This is a genomic window from Methylophilus sp. 13 (assembly GCF_015354335.1).
GTDB classification, from domain to species: Bacteria; Pseudomonadota; Gammaproteobacteria; order Burkholderiales; family Methylophilaceae; genus Methylophilus; species Methylophilus glucosoxydans.
Window position 1 is genome coordinate 324,207 of sequence record NZ_JADKYR010000003.1, and the last position, 12,691, is coordinate 336,897.

18 protein-coding genes are annotated in these 12,691 nt (G+C 51.9%); 1 reads left to right on the forward strand and 17 read right to left on the reverse strand.

Features of this window, described 5'->3' with window-relative positions:
- The first annotated feature begins 13 nt into the window (after window positions 1-13).
- Window positions 14-1,171 carry a S1C family serine protease gene (locus tag INP77_RS09345; RefSeq protein ID WP_194748751.1) on the forward strand — a complete coding sequence of 386 codons (1,158 nt, stop codon included), beginning with the start codon at window positions 14-16 and terminating at the stop codon, window positions 1,169-1,171.
- 13 nt (window positions 1,172-1,184) lie between these two features.
- Here the strand turns inward: INP77_RS09345 and tatC are convergent, their stop codons facing one another.
- The 17 genes from tatC to INP77_RS09430 form a co-directional block, all read right to left on the reverse strand.
- Window positions 1,185-1,922: a twin-arginine translocase subunit TatC gene (tatC, locus tag INP77_RS09350; RefSeq protein WP_194748752.1), complete on the reverse strand. Its 738-nt coding sequence runs from the start codon at window positions 1,920-1,922 to the stop codon at window positions 1,185-1,187.
- Between the two features lie 31 nt (window positions 1,923-1,953).
- Window positions 1,954-2,475 carry a Sec-independent protein translocase protein TatB gene (gene tatB / locus INP77_RS09355; protein ID WP_194748753.1) on the reverse strand — a complete coding sequence of 174 codons (522 nt, stop codon included), beginning with the start codon at window positions 2,473-2,475 and terminating at the stop codon, window positions 1,954-1,956.
- Window positions 2,476-2,488: 13 nt separating this feature from the next.
- Window positions 2,489-2,671, reverse strand: a complete 183-nt coding sequence (gene tatA, locus INP77_RS09360; RefSeq protein ID WP_194748754.1) for a Sec-independent protein translocase subunit TatA — start codon at window positions 2,669-2,671, stop codon at window positions 2,489-2,491.
- Between the two features lie 25 nt (window positions 2,672-2,696).
- Window positions 2,697-3,026 carry a histidine triad nucleotide-binding protein gene (locus INP77_RS09365; protein ID WP_194748755.1) on the reverse strand — a complete coding sequence of 110 codons (330 nt, stop codon included), beginning with the start codon at window positions 3,024-3,026 and terminating at the stop codon, window positions 2,697-2,699.
- Entirely contained in the window at window positions 3,023-3,343 is a 321-nt protein-coding gene (locus INP77_RS09370) for a phosphoribosyl-ATP diphosphatase (protein WP_194748756.1), read from the reverse strand. Before INP77_RS09370 ends, INP77_RS09365 begins: the two co-directional genes overlap by 4 nt.
- Window positions 3,336-3,719 carry a phosphoribosyl-AMP cyclohydrolase gene (hisI, locus tag INP77_RS09375; RefSeq protein WP_194748757.1) on the reverse strand — a complete coding sequence of 128 codons (384 nt, stop codon included), beginning with the start codon at window positions 3,717-3,719 and terminating at the stop codon, window positions 3,336-3,338. Before hisI ends, INP77_RS09370 begins: the two co-directional genes overlap by 8 nt.
- The gene (gene hisF, locus INP77_RS09380) at window positions 3,716-4,480 is read right to left on the reverse strand and encodes an imidazole glycerol phosphate synthase subunit HisF (protein WP_194748758.1); all 765 of its coding nucleotides are present in this window, start codon (window positions 4,478-4,480) and stop codon (window positions 3,716-3,718) included. Before hisF ends, hisI begins: the two co-directional genes overlap by 4 nt.
- A 2-nt stretch (window positions 4,481-4,482) precedes the next feature.
- The gene (gene hisA / locus INP77_RS09385) at window positions 4,483-5,226 is read right to left on the reverse strand and encodes a 1-(5-phosphoribosyl)-5-[(5-phosphoribosylamino)methylideneamino]imidazole-4-carboxamide isomerase (RefSeq protein WP_194748759.1); all 744 of its coding nucleotides are present in this window, start codon (window positions 5,224-5,226) and stop codon (window positions 4,483-4,485) included.
- Between the two features lie 53 nt (window positions 5,227-5,279).
- Window positions 5,280-5,924 carry an imidazole glycerol phosphate synthase subunit HisH gene (hisH, locus tag INP77_RS09390; RefSeq protein ID WP_194749110.1) on the reverse strand — a complete coding sequence of 215 codons (645 nt, stop codon included), beginning with the start codon at window positions 5,922-5,924 and terminating at the stop codon, window positions 5,280-5,282.
- Window positions 5,925-5,938: 14 nt separating this feature from the next.
- Window positions 5,939-6,529 carry an imidazoleglycerol-phosphate dehydratase HisB gene (gene hisB, locus INP77_RS09395; RefSeq protein WP_194748760.1) on the reverse strand — a complete coding sequence of 197 codons (591 nt, stop codon included), beginning with the start codon at window positions 6,527-6,529 and terminating at the stop codon, window positions 5,939-5,941.
- A gap of 152 nt (window positions 6,530-6,681) precedes the next feature.
- Window positions 6,682-7,566: a 3-hexulose-6-phosphate synthase gene (gene hxlA, locus INP77_RS09400; protein WP_194748761.1), complete on the reverse strand. Its 885-nt coding sequence runs from the start codon at window positions 7,564-7,566 to the stop codon at window positions 6,682-6,684.
- Between the two features lie 216 nt (window positions 7,567-7,782).
- Entirely contained in the window at window positions 7,783-8,847 is a 1,065-nt protein-coding gene (gene hisC, locus INP77_RS09405) for a histidinol-phosphate transaminase (RefSeq protein ID WP_194748762.1), read from the reverse strand.
- A gap of 9 nt (window positions 8,848-8,856) precedes the next feature.
- The gene (hisD, locus tag INP77_RS09410; RefSeq protein WP_194749111.1) at window positions 8,857-10,152 is read right to left on the reverse strand and encodes a histidinol dehydrogenase; all 1,296 of its coding nucleotides are present in this window, start codon (window positions 10,150-10,152) and stop codon (window positions 8,857-8,859) included.
- Window positions 10,153-10,165: 13 nt separating this feature from the next.
- The gene (gene hisG / locus INP77_RS09415) at window positions 10,166-10,807 is read right to left on the reverse strand and encodes an ATP phosphoribosyltransferase (protein ID WP_194748763.1); all 642 of its coding nucleotides are present in this window, start codon (window positions 10,805-10,807) and stop codon (window positions 10,166-10,168) included.
- A gap of 2 nt (window positions 10,808-10,809) precedes the next feature.
- Window positions 10,810-12,075 carry a UDP-N-acetylglucosamine 1-carboxyvinyltransferase gene (gene murA / locus INP77_RS09420; protein WP_194748764.1) on the reverse strand — a complete coding sequence of 422 codons (1,266 nt, stop codon included), beginning with the start codon at window positions 12,073-12,075 and terminating at the stop codon, window positions 10,810-10,812.
- A 2-nt stretch (window positions 12,076-12,077) separates the two neighbouring features.
- Entirely contained in the window at window positions 12,078-12,386 is a 309-nt protein-coding gene (gene grxD / locus INP77_RS09425) for a Grx4 family monothiol glutaredoxin (protein ID WP_194748765.1), read from the reverse strand.
- Window positions 12,387-12,416: 30 nt separating this feature from the next.
- Window positions 12,417-12,662: a BolA family protein gene (locus INP77_RS09430; RefSeq protein WP_194748766.1), complete on the reverse strand. Its 246-nt coding sequence runs from the start codon at window positions 12,660-12,662 to the stop codon at window positions 12,417-12,419.
- Between the last annotated feature and the right edge of the window lie 29 nt (window positions 12,663-12,691).

The window sequence follows — 12,691 nt, forward strand, 5'->3', positions numbered from 1 at the left end:
TCTTTTGGCATCTATGCGACATCTCTGGTCTATCTTCTCACAAGCAGTCACCGTTTGTCTGGGCATTTTGTTTGTCTTAAAACTTTTTTATCCCACCCTGCTCACGCAACCCGTGAACAAAACCCTGGTGATCAAGGAAACGGCCGCCACTAGCCAGGCCATGGTCGCGAAGTCCGGCTACCGCAATGCCGTGAGCAAGGCCATGCCCTCAGTGGTGAATATTTTCACCACTGCCCGCATGAGCCAGGATCCACACCGCGCATTGAAGAATGACCCATTGTTTCGTCATTTTTTCGGTGATGAAATTGAAGAAGAGGATGAACAACCTGAAAACAGCCTCGGTAGCGGCGTGATTGTCAGTGCCGATGGCCTGATCCTGACCAATAACCATGTGATCAGCTCGGCCGATCAAATTGAAGTTGCGCTCAGCGATGGCAGCAAGTCCTCAGCCACAGTGGTCGGTACCGATCCTGAGACCGACCTGGCCGTGCTCAAAATAGACCGCAAACAACTCCCTGCCATCACATTCAGCAATAGTGACCAGATGAAGGTAGGGGATGTCGTCCTGGCGATTGGCAACCCGTTTGGCGTTGGACAAACCGTGACCCAAGGCATTATTAGCGCACTGGGACGCAACCATCTGGGCATCAATACATTTGAGAACTTTATTCAAACCGATGCCTCCATTAATCCTGGCAACTCCGGTGGCGCGCTGATCGACGTCAACGGCAACCTGATCGGCATCAATAGTGCCATTTATTCCCGCAATGGCGGCAGCATGGGGATAGGCTTTGCTATTCCGGTCAGCATCGCCAAACAGGTCATGGAACAAATTACTTTTAATGGGTCGGTGACGCGTGGCTGGATAGGCATAGAAGCGCAAGACATTACGCCAGAACTGGCGGAATCCTTTAACCTCAAGAACGTCAACGGCTCCTTGATTGCCGGTGTGTTGTTAGACAGTCCGGCTGATCGCGCCGGCTTGCGTCCTGGCGACATCCTGATTGCCATCGACAACAAACCTGTGTCTGACAGCCAGGCAATGCTAAATATAATCGCCATGCTCAAGCCACGTGACAAGGCAACATTGGCGATCTTGCGCGCGGGCAAGAAAATGGAGATCAGCCTGATCGTAGGTAAGCGCCCACTGCCAAGCAAGGTAGCGCAATAACTAGAAACTTTAATTAAGTTGGTGTAGCACTGTCTGCTGGCGATTGCGGCAACCAGCGCACCACCAGCAGGCCCAGCTCATAGAGCAACCACAACGGGATGGCCAGCATGCATTGAGAGACAATGTCTGGTGGCGTAAAAATGGCGCCCAACACAAAAGCGCCTACGATTACATAAGAGCGCGCCTCCTTGAGTTGCGCCAAAGTCACCCACCCCATCAATGATAACAATATGACGGCGATGGGCACTTCAAATGCAAAACCAAACGCTAGAAACATGCCGATGACAAAGTCCAGATACTCAGCAATATCTGTCATCACCGCGACACCCGCTGGTGCGCTACCCACCAGAAAGCCAAATACAACCGGGAACACGGCAAAATAGGCAAAGGCCATGCCCATAAAGAATAACCCGATGGCCGCCGCAAGCAGGGGCCGAATCAATCGTTTTTCATGTGCATATAACCCCGGTGCGATAAATGCCCAGCACTGATAAATCATCCATGGCAACGCGATCAAAAAGGCTGCCATCATGGTCACTTTCATCGGCACAAAGAAGGGCGTGGTGACTGCTGTCGCTATCATTTGCGCCCCTTGCGGCAACTTTGCCAGCAAGGGTGCCGCCAGCAAATGATAAATGCGGTCAGCAAACGGAAATAAAGCCACAAAAATGACCAGCCAGCCCGCAACCGCACGCAACAAACGGTTACGCAGCTCAATCAGGTGGGAAATAAAACTTTCAGTAGGCGTCATAATTTATAAAGCGCGATCAAACTACAAACGCTTAGAGGATGGGTTCATTCGGTGGCGTATCGTTTGCCGTCTTCGCCGCCTGCCGTGCGCGGCGCTGTCTCGGCTTTGCCGCAGGGGCTTCTGCAAATAACTCGGCTTGTGGCGCTGGCGCAGATTCAGAAACCACCAATGCGCTAGGCACTGCTGCTTCAGCAGGCTGCTCATCGTTCACCGGTGATGACTTGCGTTGACGTGGTTTGCGTGACGGTTTAACCGGCTCAACAACCTTCTCGGGCTGGACACTGGTTTCGGCGATCGAATTCTCAGGCAAAATATGCTGTGCCGCATCGTCATATACCGACTGCAAGCCCGATTTTACTTCGTCTTGCAGTTGTTGCAACTCGGCAAACCTGGCTTCACGATTAACCTCATCTTTTACCTGGCTGACAAAGCGTTGCATGCGCCCAAAAAAAGCGCCCGCAGTGCGGGCGACTTTAGGCAGTTTTTCCGGCCCGATCACCACCAAGGCAACCAGCGCAATCACCAGTAATTCTGAAAACGAAATATCAAACACAATCGGTCAGTACTCACTTACTTTTGTCAGAAATCTCATCAGGCTTAGAACCTTCTTTGCCGTCATTCATTGCTTTTTTAAACTCATTGACCGCGCCACCTACATCACCGCCAATATTACGCAGCTTTTTGGTACCAAACACCAGCACCACGATCAGTAACACGATCAGCCAATGCCATAAACTGAATGAACCCATTGCAATCTCCTTAACGCGTCAACTTTTAAGCGGCAGGCCCGCCACCAAAGACATGCAGATGGATATGGAACACTTCCTGGCCACCCTCACGCCCGACATTCATCACTGTTTTATAGCCAACCAACCCTTGCTCAGCAGCCAGTTTGGCACCCAGCAACATCATTTTGCCAAGAAGCGCCTGATGCTCAGCAGTACATTCTTTAAGCGTTTCAATATGTGCTTTGGGGACAATCAGAAAATGCACCCGCGCCAGTGGCCGAATATCATGAAATGCGATGACCTCGTCATCTTCATACAGTAATTTCGCCGGAATAGTGCCAGCAACAATTTTACAAAAAATGCAGTCTGCACTCATTCTTTTCTGCTCGCTTTCTCAACGATGCCCGACAGCCCTTCACGGCGCGCAAGCTCATTAAGCACATCCTGCGCCTGCAAGCCGGCATGACTTAACATCACCAGGGTATGAAACCATAAATCGGCGGTTTCATAAATCAGCTCTTCCTTGTTGCCGCCTTTGGCCGCAATCACTGTTTCCGTCGCTTCTTCACCCACTTTTTTGAGAATGCTGTCCATGCCTTTGGCATAGAGTTTGGCGACATAGGAGCTGGCCGGATCGGCACTTTTACGCGCTTCCAGCAATTCAGACAAGCGGCTTAATACGTCATCACTCATGGTAAATCGCTTTCGGATCTTTGAGCACAGGCTCTACAGTCACCCAGGTATCGCCCTGTAATTGCTGAAAGAAACAGTTATGCCTACCGGTGTGACAGGCGATGCCACCCAATTGTTCGACCGTGATCAGCACGACATCATTATCGCAATCGAGACGAATGTCGTGCACGATTTGCGTGTGCCCAGACTCTTCACCTTTATGCCACAGTTTGTTGCGCGAGCGCGAATAGTAAACTGCATGTCCAGAGTCTCTAGTCAATTGCAAGGCTTCGCGGTTCATCCAGGCAAACATGAGAATTTTACCTGTGTCTTTTTCCTGGGCGATGACCGGCACCAAGCCTTCTGCCGTCCAGGCCACTTGCTCCAGCCAGCTCATCGCACTTCTATCCCATGTTCACGCATATAGTCTTTCGCTTGCTGCACAGTGAACTCACCATAGTGAAAAATACTGGCAGCCAGAACAGCGTCGGCGCCACCAACGGTGACACCCTCCACCAGATGGTGCAGATTCCCCACGCCGCCGGAAGCAATCAATGGCACATCCACTGCTTCGCTGATCGCTTTGTTGAGCGGGTTATTAAATCCGATTTTGGTTCCATCGCGGTCCATGCTGGTGACCAGCAACTCACCGGCCCCCAGACTCACCATCTTTTGCGCCCATTTGACGGCATCGAGACCGGTAGGATTACGCCCGCCATGGGTGAACACTTCCCACTCAAACGGCTGATTATCTACTTTTTTGGCATCAATCGCGACCACTATACATTGCGAACCAAAACGTCCGGCAGCATCCTCAACCACTTGCGGATTGACCACGGCAGTGGTGTTGATGCTGACTTTATCGGCCCCCGCATTGAGCAGCCGCCGCACATCTTCAACCTTGCGCACGCCGCCACCGACGGTTAACGGGATAAAGATCTGCTCGGCCACACGCTCAATAATGTGCAGAATCAAGTCACGATTGTCTGAGCTGGCGGTAATATCCAGAAACGTCAGTTCGTCCGCGCCCTGGTCGTTGTAACGCTGTGCGATTTCCACCGGATCGCCTGCATCGCGCAATTCCAGAAAATTCACGCCTTTGACGACACGACCATCAGTCACATCCAGGCAAGGAATAATGCGTTTGGCGCAGCCCATTTTTATTGACCACTCAGCTGGTCAGCTAATGCTTGCGCAGCAGAAAAGTCCAGTGTCCCTTCATAAATGGCGCGGCCGGTAATGGCACCCATGATGCCTTCATCCTGCACGGCGCACAAGTTGCGCACATCATCCAGATTGGTCACCCCGCCACTGGCGATCACCGGAATCGTTAAAGCCTGCGCCAATGCTACAGTCGCTTCAATATTCACGCCAGTCAACATGCCATCCCGGCCGATATCCGTGTAAACAATACTTTCCACACCGTAATCTTCAAATTTCTTCGCCAGGTCAATCACATCATGCCCCGTCAACTTGGACCAGCCATCCACGGCTACTTTGCCGTCTTTGGCATCCAGCCCCACCATGATCTGGCCTGGGAAAGCATAGCAGGCCTCATGCAGAAAGCCCGGATTCTTCACAGCGGCGGTGCCAATAATGACATAGCTGATACCATCATCCAGATAGCGCTCTATTGTATCCAGATCACGGATGCCACCACCCAATTGAATAGGGATATCCCCACCTATTGCAGCCACAATAGACTTGATCGCACCTTCATTGACAGGCTTGCCCGCAAAGGCCCCATTCAAGTCCACCAGGTGTAAACGCTTACCGCCTTTATCTGCCCAATGTCTGGCCATCGCTGCAGGATCTTCGGAAAATACGGTGGACTCTTCCATCAGTCCCTGCTTCAAACGCACGCAGTGGCCATCTTTTAAATCAATTGCTGGAATGATTAACATGTTGTTTTCAGTAGATAAATAACGAGTAGTGACTAAAACGACTGTAGCCCGTCTTAGGGCTTCCAGTTTACAAAATTACGTAAAAGTTGCAAGCCTGCACTGGCGCTCTTTTCCGGGTGAAACTGCACGGCAAATACATTGTCACGTGCAATCGCGCCGGTAAAATCAAATGGATAGGCGGTGGTCGCAGCGGTCAATGCCGTCTCATCCGGGACCACATAGTAGCTATGCACGTAGTAAAAACGGGCCTGGTCAGGAATCTCCTGCCACAAGGCATGCGGCTGAGTCTGATGTACCTGGCTCCAGCCCATGTGCGGGACCTTGAGCTTTTCACCATGCACATCCACCATTTTTGCCTGAGGAAAGCGCTTGACCTCGCCGGCATACACGCCTAGCCCAGGCACATTGCCTTCTTCAGAATGCTCAAACAACATTTGCAAACCAATACATATGCCGAGGAAAGGCTTTTGCTGTGTTGCGTCCATCACTGCCTGACGCAAACTCCGCGCATCCAATTCACGAATGCAATCCGGCATGGCGCCCTGCCCCGGAAACACTACCCGCTCCGCCTGGGCAATTTGCGCAGGATCGCTGGTGACTGCAACCGTGGTATCAGGCGCTACCGCTTTGAAAGCATTGGCAACTGAACGGAGGTTTCCCATGCCATAATCAACAATGGCGACTTGCAAACGATTCATCATAAACAATCGGGCTATAACGCACCTTTGGTTGATGGCATCAAGCCGGCCATGCGAGGATCCTGGGTGGCCGCCATACGCAAGGCACGGCCAAACGCTTTAAAAATCGTTTCCGCCTGGTGATGAGCGTTTTGGCCTTTGAGATTATCAATGTGCAGCGTGACCAGTGCATGATTGACAAAGCCCTGGAAAAATTCGTGAATCAGATCTACATCAAACTCACCGATCATGGCACGCGTAAAGGTGCAATCAAACGCCAAGCCCGGACGACCGGACAAGTCCAGCGCCACACGGCTCAAGGCTTCATCCAGCGGGACATAGCTATGCCCGTAGCGCGTCAAGCCTTTTTTGTCGCCCAACGCCTTGCTGAATGCCTGACCCAAGGTGATCCCGATATCTTCAACCGTATGGTGGGCATCAATATGCAAATCGCCTTTGGCATGCACTTTCAGGTCTATCATGCCATGACGGGCGATTTGATCCAGCATGTGATCCAAAAAGCCCAGCCCACTGTCCAGTTCAGACTGCCCTGTACCATCGAGATTAATCGACACAGTAATTTGGGTTTCTAGCGTATTACGCGTAACTTCGGCTTGACGTGACATATGAGAGAGGAAGGTGATCACTGAGAGTTTGCAAGTATTATACGCATTTTACAGCAAGTCTTGGCAGACAGGCAAAACCAGTTGTGAAAAACAAAAAAGCAGCCCAATGGACTGCTTTTTTGAATCGTGCATTTATCAGAAATAAAAGCGGATTATTTTGCTTCTTCAGTCGCTGGTGCAGCTTCTGCAGCAGGCGCTTCAGCGGCTGGAGCAGCTTCTTCAGCAGCAGGTGCTTCGGCAGCAGGCGCCTCAGCAGCTGGGGCAGCCTCTTCAGCAGCTGGTGCTTCTGCAGCAGGCGCAGCTTCTTCAGATTTTTTACCCAACAAAGAGAATACCAATACTGCAGCAACTGCAGCAATAATCCATGGCAGCAACTTGTTACCACCTTTAGCAGCACCAGCACCAGCACCGTGTGCAATTTTGGTGATTTCTGTTGCAGCAGCAGCAGGATCAGCAGCACCGTAGATCGCTGCACCAGCAACGACGATATCAGCACCAGCGTCAACCACTTGTTTAGTCGTTGCAGCTTTTACACCACCAGCCACAGACACTTTAGCGCCTGTTTTCAGACCGGACACCAGGCCCAAGTCAGCGAATGGGGTTTGACCAGCCGCTTGTTGATCCAAGCCAGTGTGCACGCCGATGATGTGTGCACCCAACTTAACAACTTCCAGCGTACGGGCTTTTTTGTCTTTTACGTTGATCAGGTCGATTTGCGCTTCTTTGCCATATTTGTTGGCAGCATCAATCACGCCTTTGATGGTACCGATGTCAGCAGTGCCCAAAACGGTACAAATGTCAGCACCTGCTTTGTAGAATGGCTCAGCTTCGTAGAAGCCAGCATCCATGGTTTTCAGGTCAACCAAAATTTTGTTGTTAGGGAATTTTGCACGCAGTGCTTTCAACAGTTCGATACCGTTGTGCTTGATGCAAGGGGTACCGATTTCCAAGATATCAACGTGTGGCGCCACTTTAGCTGCTAAAGCGATCGTCGCGTCAAAATCCAATGAGTCCAATGCCATCTGGGTTTGTGCCATTTTTCTTCCTCCGAGTTTGCTCTATTTTCAATCCAATGAATCTATGCGCAGCAATCATGCAAACGCAACCGTCACTGCACATTATGTACAATAGGGTGCATCATAACCGGATTTGCCACACAATGACAATATTCGCTGGATATTTTTATGTGCGATTACAATCAATTAACCGCGATTAGCCCGTAATTTAGTACAAATCCCGCGCTTTTGACGACATCAGGCTTGCACAAGCGCACGTATTGCCTGCATCAAGGCCTGATTTTGCGACTCGTTACCGATGGTAATCCGTAAAAAATCGGAAATTCTAGCTGGTTTTTTGAAATGGCGGACGATCACGGCGCGTTCACGCAGCCCTGCGGCCAACTGCTCACCCACATACGCCGGGTGACGGGTAAAAATAAAGTTTGCCCCGGAAGGCAACACTTCAAATCCCAACGCTTCTAGTGCACTGACCAGGCTGGTACGCGACGTGATGACCTGTTGACGCGTTTGCTGAAAGTAAGCTTCATCCTGCAATGCCGCAATGGCACCCGCCTCGGCAAAACGATCAATCGGATATGAGTTAAAGCTGTCCTTGACCCGGATTAATGCCTCAATCAACGCGGCATTGCCCAACGCATAGCCCACGCGCAAGCCTGCTAACGAACGTGATTTCGAGTAGGTATGCGTCACCAGCAGATTTGGGTAACGATGAATCAGTGCGACCGCGGACTCGGTGCCAAAGTCAACATAGGCCTCATCGACCACCACCACAGATTGCGTATTGTGGGCCAGCAAGCGCTCAATTTCGCTTAATGGCAGCGGAATGCCGGTTGGCGCGTTGGGGTTAGGGAAAATAATCCCGCCATTAGGGCGCAAATAATCGTCTATCGCCACTTCAAACTGCGCATTGAGCGCAACGGTTTCAAAGTGGATGCCGTACAAGCCGCAGTAGACCGGATAGAAACTGTAACTAATATCAGGAAACAACAAAGGCAAGTCGTGCTTGAGCAAGGCCTGAAACACGTGCGCTAACACCTCATCGGAACCGTTGCCGACAAACACCTGATTGGCTTGCAGCCCATGATATTCAGCCAACGCCGCCTTGAGGCGACTGGAATCCGGATCGGGATACAGGCGCAAACTGTCTGCAGCTTCTGCCTCCAAGGCAGCAATCACCTTGGGGCTGGGACCATAAGGATTTTCATTGGTATTAAGCTTGACCAGATTTTGCAACTTGGGCTGTTCGCCCGGCACATAAGGGGTCAACTCATGAACAATCTTGCTCCAATATTGACTCATGGCTGCCTCTTATTTCAAGCGATACTCAGCACTACGCGCGTGCGCCTGCAGGCCTTCGCCATACGCCAACGTCGCAGCAATCTTGCCCAGCGTTTGCGCCCCCGCAGACGACACCATAATCAGGCTGGAACGCTTCTGGAAATCATAGACCCCCAACGGCGAACTGAATCGGGCGGTACGTGAGGTCGGCAGCACATGGTTGGGGCCGGCGCAATAATCGCCCAGCGCCTCACAGGTGTCACGCCCCATAAAGATCGCCCCGGCATGCTTGATCTGCTTGCTAAAGGCCAAGGCATCGTCCATGGATAACTCCAGGTGTTCTGGCGCGATGTAGTTGCAAATCTCGGCGGCCTCAGCCAGGTCCTTTACTTGTATCAGTGCACCCCGGTTTTGCAGCGAGGTACGAATAATCTCCTGGCGCGGCATGTCGACCACCTGACGGGCAATACTGGCCTCCACCTGATCCAGAAATTCTGCGCTTGGCGACAGCAATATCGCCTGTGCCAACTCGTCATGTTCCGCCTGGCTGAACAGATCCATGGCTGTCCAATCTGGATTGCTCTTGCCATCGCTGATGACCAGAATCTCAGAAGGACCTGCCACCATATCAATGCCGACGACCCCGAACACCCGGCGCTTGGCCGCAGCCACATAGGCATTACCTGGCCCGACAATCTTGTCTACCTGTGGCACGGTTTCAGTGCCATATGCCAGCGCCCCCACGGCTTGTGCACCGCCAATACAGAACACGCGATCCACGCCACAGACCGCAGCCGCAGCCAGTACCAATGAATTTTTCTCGCCATTCGGCGTAGGCACAACCATCACCAACTCTTGCACACCCGCCACCTTGGCAGGGATCGCATTCATCAGCACAGAAGAGGGATAAGCCGCCTTACCGCCAGGCACATACAAGCCCACGCGATCCAGCGCCGTCACCTGTTGACCAAGCAAGGTGCCATCAGCCTCAGTATATTGCCAGGACTGCATGACCTGCTTTTCGTGATAGCTACGCACCCGGTCAGCTGCTGCCTGCAAAGCCTCGCGCTGTGCCGCCGGCAGGCTGGTTAAGGCCGCTTGCAACTCCGCTTGAGGAATTTCCAATGCAGCCAGACTGGAGGCATTGGTTTTATCAAAGCGGTTGGTATATTCAAGCACAGCCGCATCACCGCGCGCCTTCACATCCTTGAGAATATTGGCAACCACCAGGTCTATGCTGTCATCTTGCGCGGTCTCAAAAGCCAGCAATGCCTTCAATTCGGCATCAAAGCCATGATCCTGTGTATTTAAGCGTTTAATCTTCATCATTTTCTAAACATTAATCTTTGCGGACAGCGCCCGCAAAGCTATCAATAATCGGCTGCAACAAAGGCCGATTCACTTTGTAAGAAGCCTGATTGACCACCAGCCGCGAACTGATAGCACCAATCTCCTCTACTGCTTTGAGCTTGTTGGCGCGTAAAGTTCCACCCGTGCTGACCAAATCCACAATCGCATCGGCCAATCCAACCAACGGGCCCAATTCCATCGAGCCATAAAGCTTGATCAAATCCACATGCATGCCTTTGGCGGCAAAATGCTCGCGTGCGGTTTTCACATACTTAGTCACCACCTTGAGGCGCGCGCCCTGACGGATGCTGGCTTCATAATCGAAGTCATCACGCACCGCCACCATCATTTTGCAGCGCGCAATATTCAAGTCCAGCGGTTGATACAGGCCTTCTCCACCATGCTCATCCAGGACATCCTTACCGGCAATACCAATATCTGCTGCACCATATTGCACATAGGTAGGCACATCGGTCGCACGGACAATCACCAACCGGACATCCTCACGGTTGGTCGGCACAATCAGCTTGCGGGAAGACTCGGGGTCTTCTAATGCCTGAATCCCTGCTGCGGCCAACAAGGGCGTGGTTTCCTCAAAAATACGCCCCTTGCTGAGTGCGATAGTAATCATGATTAATTCGATCTGCGCACTTTGGCGCCCAGTTGATTCAATTTTTCTTCGAGTTTTTCGTAGCCGCGGTCCAGATGGTAAATCCGATCTATCACGGTTTCCCCCTCAGCGACCAGGCCAGCCAGAACCAAGCCGGCAGACGCACGCAAATCGGTGGCCATTACATTTGCGCCTTCCAGCACGGAGACACCTTTCACCAATGCAGTATTGCCCTGCACATCAATATTGGCCCCCATGCGCTGCAACTCTTGCACATGCATGAAGCGGTTTTCAAAAATGGTTTCAATCACCGTAGATACGCCCTCTGCCACCGTATTCATGGCCATGAACTGTGCCTGCATATCGGTAGGAAAGGCAGGATGCGGCGCCGTACGCACATTGACGGCTTTGAGTTTGCCATCACTTTTGACCGTAATACTGTTCGCGTCATGACTGATTTGGGCACCGGCTTCACGCAGTTTTTCGATCACCGCCTCCAGCAAATCAGGACGTGCGTTTTTCAAGGTCACTTCACCACCGGTCATGGCAGCGGCCACCATATAGGTGCCGGCTTCAATACGATCACACACTATATGATGCTGTGCGCCAAGCAAACGCTCCACCCCTTCGATGGTAATCGTGTCTGTGCCAGCGCCTTTAATGTTGGCACCCATTTTATTCAGGCACTCGGCCAGATCAACCACCTCAGGTTCTTTGGCAGCGTTTTCCAGCACCGTCGTGCCCTGCGCCAGCGCAGCGGCCATCATGAGATTTTCTGTGCCGGTGACAGTGACCAGATCCATATAATACTTAGTGCCTTGCAGGCGACGGTTAGGCAAGTGCAAGGTGCTGGCCTGGATGTAACCGTGCGTGATATGCATGGCAGCACCCATGGCTTGCAGACCTTTGATATGCAAATCGACCGGACGCGAACCAATGGCGCATCCGCCAGGCAAAGACACGCGGGCAGTACCAAAACGCGCCAGCAATGGTCCTAACACCAGGATAGATGCACGCATGGTTTTCACCATGTCATAGGTGGCTTCAAACGAGGCCACATCGCTGGCATCCAGTATGACCTGATCCGCCTGTTTGCTGACCTTGACGCCCATGGTGTCCAGCAGCTTCAGCGTAGACGCCACATCACGTAACTCAGGCACGCCCGTGAGCGTAAAAGGCGTTTCCGCCAGCAAGCCAGCGCACAGAATTGGCAGCGCGGCATTCTTGGCGCCAGAAACGACGACTTCGCCGTGCAGAGGCACGCCACCTTCAATAATCAGTTTATCCAAAATTACGCTTTCGCCAACAGTTCTTGCAATTCACCACTCTGGTACATGCTGCGCATAATGTCGGCACCACCGATAAACTCCCCGCCTACATACAGTTGCGGAATAGTCGGCCAGTTAGCAAATTGTTTGATGCCTTCACGCACCTCCATGTCTTGCAACACGTCTACCGCAACAAACTCGGCACCACAGGCGTTGAGGATTTGCGCAGCCACGCTTGAAAAACCGCATTGCGGAAACTTGGGGCTACCTTTCATATACAGCACCACCTTGTTGCTGGTCACTGTCTCTTTGATTTTTGCTTGTACATCCATGATTCATCACTCCATCGTGTTAAGAACGCTTCAGGCCTGCAGTTGCTGCCATTGCGTCGGGGTATAGGTTTGCATAGACAACGCATGAATTTCCGCACGCATCCGGTCTCCCAGTGCGGCATAGACAAGCTGGTGCTGCTGCACCATGCGTTTACCTTCAAATGCCGGACTGACTATCACCGCATCAAAATGCGTGCCGTCATCGCCATTGACTTTCAGGTAATCGCACTCCAACCCGTTGCGGATATAAGCCTCTAATTGCGCTGCTGTTAACACAAAACCTCTCTTGTTCTACAAAATACAGT

Excerpts from the sequence above, each read along its gene's own strand:
- hisD (WP_194749111.1), bottom strand. The coding sequence starts at position 10,152 with ATGAAGATTAAACGCTTAAATACACAGGATCATGGCTTTGATGCCGAA.
- hisG (WP_194748763.1), bottom strand. The coding sequence starts at position 10,807 with ATGATTACTATCGCACTCAGCAAGGGGCGTATTTTTGAGGAAACCACG.
- hxlA (WP_194748761.1), bottom strand. The coding sequence starts at position 7,566 with ATGGCACAAACCCAGATGGCATTGGACTCATTGGATTTTGACGCGACG.
- hisI (WP_194748757.1), bottom strand. The coding sequence starts at position 3,719 with ATGAGCTGGCTGGAGCAAGTGGCCTGGACGGCAGAAGGCTTGGTGCCG.
- hisF (WP_194748758.1), bottom strand. The coding sequence starts at position 4,480 with ATGGGCTGCGCCAAACGCATTATTCCTTGCCTGGATGTGACTGATGGT.
- INP77_RS09370 (WP_194748756.1), bottom strand. The coding sequence starts at position 3,343 with ATGAGTGATGACGTATTAAGCCGCTTGTCTGAATTGCTGGAAGCGCGT.
- hisA (WP_194748759.1), bottom strand. The coding sequence starts at position 5,226 with ATGTTAATCATTCCAGCAATTGATTTAAAAGATGGCCACTGCGTGCGT.
- tatA (WP_194748754.1), bottom strand. The coding sequence starts at position 2,671 with ATGGGTTCATTCAGTTTATGGCATTGGCTGATCGTGTTACTGATCGTG.
- hisH (WP_194749110.1), bottom strand. The coding sequence starts at position 5,924 with ATGAATCGTTTGCAAGTCGCCATTGTTGATTATGGCATGGGAAACCTC.
- hisC (WP_194748762.1), bottom strand. The coding sequence starts at position 8,847 with ATGAGTCAATATTGGAGCAAGATTGTTCATGAGTTGACCCCTTATGTG.
- grxD (WP_194748765.1), bottom strand. The coding sequence starts at position 12,386 with ATGGATGTACAAGCAAAAATCAAAGAGACAGTGACCAGCAACAAGGTG.
- tatC (WP_194748752.1), bottom strand. The coding sequence starts at position 1,922 with ATGACGCCTACTGAAAGTTTTATTTCCCACCTGATTGAGCTGCGTAAC.
- INP77_RS09345 (WP_194748751.1), top strand. The coding sequence starts at position 14 with ATGCGACATCTCTGGTCTATCTTCTCACAAGCAGTCACCGTTTGTCTG.
- hisB (WP_194748760.1), bottom strand. The coding sequence starts at position 6,529 with ATGTCACGTCAAGCCGAAGTTACGCGTAATACGCTAGAAACCCAAATT.
- INP77_RS09365 (WP_194748755.1), bottom strand. The coding sequence starts at position 3,026 with ATGAGTGCAGACTGCATTTTTTGTAAAATTGTTGCTGGCACTATTCCG.